At 59.6% G+C, this 6,363-nt stretch carries 6 protein-coding genes and 1 pseudogene (1 of these 7 only partly in view); 3 read left to right on the top strand and 4 right to left on the bottom strand.

What is annotated here, in order from left to right:
• Nucleotides 1-4: 4 nt before the first annotated feature.
• The 3 genes from tilS to B2P87_RS05665 all read left to right on the top strand — a co-directional run bounded on the left by tilS (nt 5) and on the right by B2P87_RS05665 (nt 3,834).
• Nucleotides 5-1,027: a tRNA lysidine(34) synthetase TilS gene (gene tilS / locus B2P87_RS05655; RefSeq protein ID WP_286852196.1), complete on the top strand. Its 1,023-nt coding sequence runs from the start codon at nt 5-7 to the stop codon at nt 1,025-1,027.
• A 93-nt stretch (nt 1,028-1,120) separates the two neighbouring features.
• Nucleotides 1,121-3,043 (top strand): ATP-dependent zinc metalloprotease FtsH, encoded by a 1,923-nt coding sequence (gene ftsH, locus B2P87_RS05660; protein WP_034814802.1) that lies wholly within the window; start codon nt 1,121-1,123, stop codon nt 3,041-3,043.
• 23 nt (nt 3,044-3,066) lie between these two features.
• The gene (locus tag B2P87_RS05665; RefSeq protein ID WP_286852198.1) at nt 3,067-3,834 is read left to right on the top strand and encodes a GNAT family N-acetyltransferase; all 768 of its coding nucleotides are present in this window, start codon (nt 3,067-3,069) and stop codon (nt 3,832-3,834) included.
• 9 nt (nt 3,835-3,843) lie between these two features.
• Here B2P87_RS05665 and B2P87_RS05670 read toward each other — a convergent pair whose 3' ends face one another.
• The 4 genes and pseudogenes from B2P87_RS05670 to sdhA all read right to left on the bottom strand — a co-directional run.
• The gene (locus tag B2P87_RS05670) at nt 3,844-4,056 is read right to left on the bottom strand and encodes a hypothetical protein (RefSeq protein ID WP_286852200.1); all 213 of its coding nucleotides are present in this window, start codon (nt 4,054-4,056) and stop codon (nt 3,844-3,846) included.
• Between the two features lie 106 nt (nt 4,057-4,162).
• Nucleotides 4,163-4,459, bottom strand: a pseudogene (locus B2P87_RS20045) (hypothetical protein); the annotation flags it as partial.
• Between the two features lie 57 nt (nt 4,460-4,516).
• On the bottom strand, nt 4,517-5,299 hold the full coding sequence (locus tag B2P87_RS05680; RefSeq protein WP_034814804.1) for a succinate dehydrogenase iron-sulfur subunit: 783 nt from the start codon (nt 5,297-5,299) through the stop codon (nt 4,517-4,519).
• A gap of 20 nt (nt 5,300-5,319) precedes the next feature.
• Nucleotides 5,320-6,363, bottom strand: the 3' portion of a protein-coding gene (gene sdhA / locus B2P87_RS05685; RefSeq protein WP_286852202.1) for a succinate dehydrogenase flavoprotein subunit. The gene runs 693 nt beyond the window's last position; 1,044 of the gene's 1,737 nt are visible here — the last part of the coding sequence; its start codon lies beyond the right edge, outside the window; it ends in the stop codon at nt 5,320-5,322.

Below are 6,363 nucleotides of genomic sequence, written 5' to 3' on the forward strand. Positions count from 1 at the left end.
CATGATGGATGCGTTTGATCGGCTCTGTAGCACCGCTTCAGGGCCGATTGGCATTGCGGTGTCCGGGGGCAGCGACTCGCTTGCCCTGCTCGTGCTGGCCCATGACTGGGCCGCGCGGTCTGGTCGTGACCTGATGGCATTTACCGTAGATCATCGCCTGCGGCCTGAGGCCGCCGACGAGGCCCGCCACGTGGCCAGTATTTGTGGGCAGATCAGCATAGCTCATGAGACATTGGTCTGGGAAACGCCTGTATCAAAACAGGTGCTGGCCCGGCGAGCGCGGCATGGCCTGATGGCCGCGGCACTTCGGGCGCGCGGAGGGACGCGCCTGCTGCTGGGCCACACGTCTGACGATCAGTGCGAAACATTCCTGATGCGGGCACGACAAGGTTCGACCTGGTATGGCCTTGCTGGCATGCAACCGCGTGCCATGTCGCCGGTCTGGCCCGAAGGGCAGGGGGTGATGATTGCCCGGCCGGTTCTCTCACACAGCCGCAGCGAATTGCGGACATGCCTGACTTCGCGTGGAATCCTTTGGGTCGATGACCCATCCAATCGCAACCTGGCCTATGAGCGGGTGCGCGTACGGGCGCAGCTGGACGGTCACGTCGACCTGAAAGCGCGCATCCTTGCCTGTCAGGCGCGTCTGCAGGACGTGCGGCGGCTGGAAGAGCGTCTGATTGGGCGCTGGATGGCCGATTGTGTTGCGTGGGATGGAGAAGGTGGCGCACGGCTGAATCTGTCCGGGCTACCGAGAGAGCGTCTGGAGCGCGCCCTCGGCCTGATGCTTCAAATCGTCGGCGGCAAGGAAACACCTCCACGGCGGGATGCCGTGCAGCCACTGGCGGGTCGACTTTCAGGCAACGAGGCGTTTCAAGGTGCCACGCTGGGCGGCGTCCTGATCTACCGCAAGCAGGGTGATATAGTCCTGTCGGCAGAGCCTGGAATCGCAGGTATGGCCGCCGATCCCGCACTGGCGCGCGCCCGTTTTGACGCAATGCGAGCGCTCTATGTCGGCGATACGTGACAAAACAGCCATTTTAAGAGCTTTTGAGTCGTTTTCATGCGATAAGCCCCCTATCTTACGGGGTGAACACCGGAATTTGGAGCGAGACGGAAAATGAACGTCAGAAACTTGGCTATCTGGGGCGCAATTGCCCTCCTGGTCATCGGCATGGCCGTGGCCATGGGTGGAAACCCTCAGGCAGCACGTGCTGAAAAGGCCAAACTGTCTGTCATTTATGAACTGGTCGAGGATGGAAAAGTCGCGGATGCGACCCTCGGTGACCAGCGCATCATCGTCACCACCACCGACGGCCGGACCATGGTCAGCGAATTGCGGTCACTCGACATGACGACCCAGCAGTTTCTTGAAGAGAACCAGGTTCCCTTCACGGTGGATGCTGACAGCGGCCAGAATACGTTCGCGTCTCTGATCTTTTCCATCCTGCCAATCCTGCTGATCGTTGGCTTTGTCTTCTTCATGATGCGCCAGATGCAGTCTGGTGGCGGTCGTGGCGCGATGAGCTTCGGCAAGAGCCGCGCTCGCCTCCTGACCGAAAAGCATGGCCGTGTGACGTTTGACGATGTTGCAGGCGTGGATGAAGCCAAGGAAGAACTGCAAGAGATCGTCGAATTTCTGCAGGATCCGTCCAAATTCCAACGTCTTGGCGGTAAAATTCCGAAAGGCGCCCTTCTGGTAGGTCCTCCCGGTACTGGTAAGACTTTGCTGGCACGGGCCGTGGCAGGCGAAGCAGGCGTGCCGTTCTTCACAATTTCCGGTTCGGACTTTGTTGAAATGTTTGTCGGTGTTGGCGCAAGCCGTGTCCGCGATATGTTTGAACAAGCCAAGCGCTCGGCGCCGTGCATCATCTTCATTGACGAGATCGACGCGGTCGGCCGTTCACGCGGCGCTGGCCTCGGCGGCGGCAATGATGAGCGCGAGCAGACGCTCAACCAGTTGCTGGTTGAGATGGACGGTTTTGAAGCCAATGAGGGCATTATCCTGATTGCTGCGACCAACCGTCCTGACGTGCTGGATCCGGCATTGCTGCGTCCCGGTCGTTTCGACCGTCAGGTCACTGTCGGCAATCCTGATATCATCGGTCGTGAGAAAATCCTGCGCGTTCATATGCGCAATGTACCCTTGGCCAAGGATGTCGAGGCGCGGACGATTGCGCGCGGCACGCCGGGCTTTTCCGGGGCAGACCTTGCCAACCTCGTGAACGAGGCGGCCCTGCTGGCCGCCCGTCGCGGCAAGCGCGTTGTCGCCATGCAGGAATTCGAGGATGCCAAGGACAAGGTCCTCATGGGACCAGAGCGTCGCTCCATGGTGATGTCCGAAAAGGAAAAAGAACTGACAGCCTGGCACGAAGCCGGTCACGCGGTCGTGGCGCTGAAAGTGCCGGCTGCAGACCCGGTCCACAAAGCCACGATCATTCCGCGCGGCCGTGCGCTGGGCATGGTCATGCAGTTGCCGGAAGACGACAAGCTGTCCATGTCCAAGATCGAGATGACTTCGCGTCTCGCGATCATGATGGGCGGGCGCGTCGCCGAAGAGCTGAAATTCGGCGAAGACAATGTCACCGCTGGTGCAGCCTCTGACATTCAGCAGGCAACACGCCTTGCACGCGCCATGGTCACCCGCTGGGGCTTTGCCGACGCGGTCGGCCCAGTTGATTATGGCGATGACCAAGGCGACGTGTTCCTCGGCCAGCAGCTGATGCAATCCTCGCATGTCTCGGAAGAGACCTCGCGGAAGATTGAGGAAGAAGTACGTACGCTGATCCAGACCGGCATGGACGATGCTCGCCGGATTATGACTGAGTGCCGGAAGGATTGGGAGGCGATTGCAACCGGTCTTCTGGAGTATGAAACCCTGACGGGTGACGAGATTTCGGCTTTGCTCAAAGGCAATCCACCATCGCGTCCTGATCTGGGCGATGATGACACGACGCCGGGCTCGGCGGTGCCGGTGATTGGCAAACGCCGCAAGCCCAAGGGCGATGGCGGCCTTGGCGATCCGGAGCCTAATCCGGCCTGATCGCTGGGGTCCCAGCAAAAAGTTTGAAAAGCGCGGTCAGTTCGGCCGCGCTTTTTGCTTTTACACAACGGCTTGCCTTTCGCCTGCTGAACACTACCGTTATTCAACGAGTCAGGAACGTTCTTCTTGTCGAAGGGTTCTGCCATTGCGCGCGCCTCTTCGCGGGCCTTGCGCGACGAGAAACAAAGCGGAGGCTGGCAGGCTTCATGTGCAATGCGCCCCTTCACGTGTCGCTCGACACTGGACACGAAATCCTGTTGAGGCCCGTCGGCCTGGATGACGAGCCACGCTTCCAGCAAATATTCCGATCCATGTCGCCTGAGTCGCGCTATTTGCGCTTTTTCAGCGGCGCCAATCCTGTGCCCGATGCGGTTGTCCACAGTCTCGCAAATGCGGATGGCAAGGTTCATATCGCGTGGGGCATCCTGGACGCTGATGAAGACGACACACCACTCATGGCAGCAGCCCATGCCATTCGCGCAGAGCCGGGCAGCAAGCGAGCCGAACTCGCGCTTGGTGTACTGGACCAGTACCAGGCGCATGGCTTGTCCCGCCTGTTGATTGCGTCGGTGGCGCTATCCTGCCGCGCGCAGGGCATCACCACGCTGGAGGCTGAAACGCTGCCAGAAAATCGAAAGGCCAACAGCCTCTTCAAGGCGCTCGGGGGCAAGGTAATTCGACCGTTGCCGCCGACGACGGTGTGGGAATTCGAAGTGGATGACCTGATCGACCAGCTCAAGCACATGGAAAAGCCGGAGGGCTTGCGAGCCGTGTTCAGCACAAACGGGTAAGTGCTTGCCTCACAGATAGTTCATGGCAAGTTCAAGGGCCCGGCAGACGATGTAGACGACGAGGGCGAAAATCCAACGCCAGGCACCGACTGGTTGGGTCAGGTATTGAAGACTGTCGACACGGTCCCAAAATACATGACCATCTTCGCTCAGCGTTCGGGCGCATATGATATGAGTGATCAGGCTGATCAATGGAATGCCGAGCCCCATGCCGGCAAGCATCGCCCGGGCTGAACGCTTCAGGCTGGACGGGAAGGACAGCAATAATGTTCCGTATTCTGATGCCCATCAGGGCCTTGCCGGGCGTATTTCCCAATTGGGAAACGCAGAATGCCTCAAGCACAGTGAAGGTCAGTGCGTGAAGCACGAGAAAGACGCCCACGAAGATATAGCCGTCGAAGAAAGCCTCATCCATCGGCCATGCCAGCAGGGTCGCCACAAAGCCGTAGATGAAGATAAGTCCCATCATGATCGCGAAAGAGGGGATCAGGCAGAGGTAGAAATCGATCCATTTGGCCAAGAAGCGAGCCCAGATGCGGGGTTTGTGCTCGGCTGACAGGTCAATTCGGGGGCGCACACCCTCCGGCGCCTCGCCAAAGACATCAATGTCAGGTGAAGTCGACATATAAAAAAAGCCCCCATCCGGATCAACCCGGGATGGAGGCTAATTTGGATTCACGGATCAGGAAACCCGTTCGACCATCATGTGCTTGATCTTGGCAATCGCCTTGGCCGGATTCAGGCCTTTCGGGCAGACCTGTGCACAGTTCATGATCGTGTGGCAACGATACAGCTTGAACGGGTCCTCAAGGTCGTCGAGGCGCTCGCCGGTTGCTTCATCGCGGCTATCGATCAGCCAGCGATAGGCCTGTAGCAGGGCCGCTGGCCCCAGATACTTGTCGCCATTCCACCAGTAGGACGGGCAGGAGGTCGTGCAGGAGGCACAGAGGATACATTCGTAAAGGCCGTTCAGCTCTTCACGGTCTTCCTCGGATTGCTTCCATTCCTTTTCGGGGTCTGGCGTAACCGTCTTCAGGTATGGCTGCACATAGGCATGCTGGGCATAGAAGCTGGTCAGGTCCGGGATCAGGTCTTTTACCACCGGCTGCGAGGGCAGGGGCGCAATCGTGATGACGCCGCCCGGCAGTTCGTCGAAGCCCTTGGTGCAGGCAATCGTGTTCTGGCCGGCAATATTCATGGCGCAGGAGCCGCAGACGCCTTCACGGCAGGAGCGGCGGAATGCCAGCGTCGGGTCGACATTGTTCTTGATGTAGAACAACACGTCCAGGATCATTGTGCCGGCGCGATCCATGTCCACCCAATAGGTGTCCCAGCGTGGATTACCGCCCTCTTCCGGGCTGTAGCGATAAATCCGGAACTGGCGGAGATTGGTCGCGCCTTGCGGCTTCGGCCAGGTCTTGCCCTTTTTGGGCGCGGAGCCTTTGGGGAGAGTAAGTTGAACCATGTCGTGCTCGCCTTGATATCCTAGTAAACCCGGGCCTTGGGCTCGATGTAGCTGATTTCGTTCGAAAGCGTGTAATTGTGCACTTCGCGATAGTCGATCGTGACCTTGCCGGCCTCATCGCACCAGGCGAGCGTGTGTTTCATCCACGTTTCGTCATTACGCTCCGAGAAGTCTTCGCGGGCGTGCGCGCCGCGGCTTTCCTGACGGTTGGCCGCAGAGTTCACGGTGACAGCAGCCTGCGCGATCAGATTGTCGAACTCGAGGGCTTCAACAAGATCCGTATTCCAGACCATGCCGCGGTCTTTCACGTCGATCCCGGGCGCTTTCTTGTAGACTTCCTCGATGGCATCGACGCCGTCCTTCAGGACATCGCCGGTGCGGAAGACGGCGCAATTGTTCTGCATGCCCTTTTGCATTTCGAGGCGGAGGGCAGCGACAGGTTGGTCGCCCGTTGCGTTGCGCAGGCGGTCAAGGCGCGCGAGGTGGCTGTCGGTGGCGCCCTTCGGCAATTCCGGCTGGGTTGCGCCCGCTTCCGTGGTGGCGCCACAGCGCTGGCCGGCTGCGCGACCGAAGACGACAAGATCGATCAGCGAGTTGGAGCCGAGACGGTTGGCGCCGTGTACGGAGACACAGGCCGCTTCGCCGACGGCCATCAGACCGGGCACGACCGAATCCGGGTCTCCATTCTTCTTGGTCAGTACTTCGCCATGATAATTAGTCGGGATGCCGCCCATATTGTAATGAACGGTCGGAAGCACCGGGATCGGCTCTTTCGTGACGTCCACGCCAGCAAAGATTTTCGCCGTCTCGGAGATGCCCGGCAGCCGGGCCGCCAGGACTTCTGCGCCGAGATGCTCGAGATGGAGGTGGATATGATCCTTCTCCGCGCCGACACCGCGGCCCTCGCGGATTTCCATGGTCATGGCACGGGAGACCACGTCGCGAGACGCGAGGTCTTTTGCTGACGGAGCATAACGCTCCATGAAGCGCTCACCTTCGGAATTGGTCAGGTAACCGCCTTCGCCGCGCGAACCTTCAGTGATCAGGCAGCCGGAGCCGTAGAT

Origin of the sequence: Leisingera sp. UBA4491, assembly GCF_002388965.1 — a bacterium.
GTDB lineage: Bacteria > Pseudomonadota > Alphaproteobacteria > Rhodobacterales > Rhodobacteraceae > Leisingera > Leisingera aquaemixtae.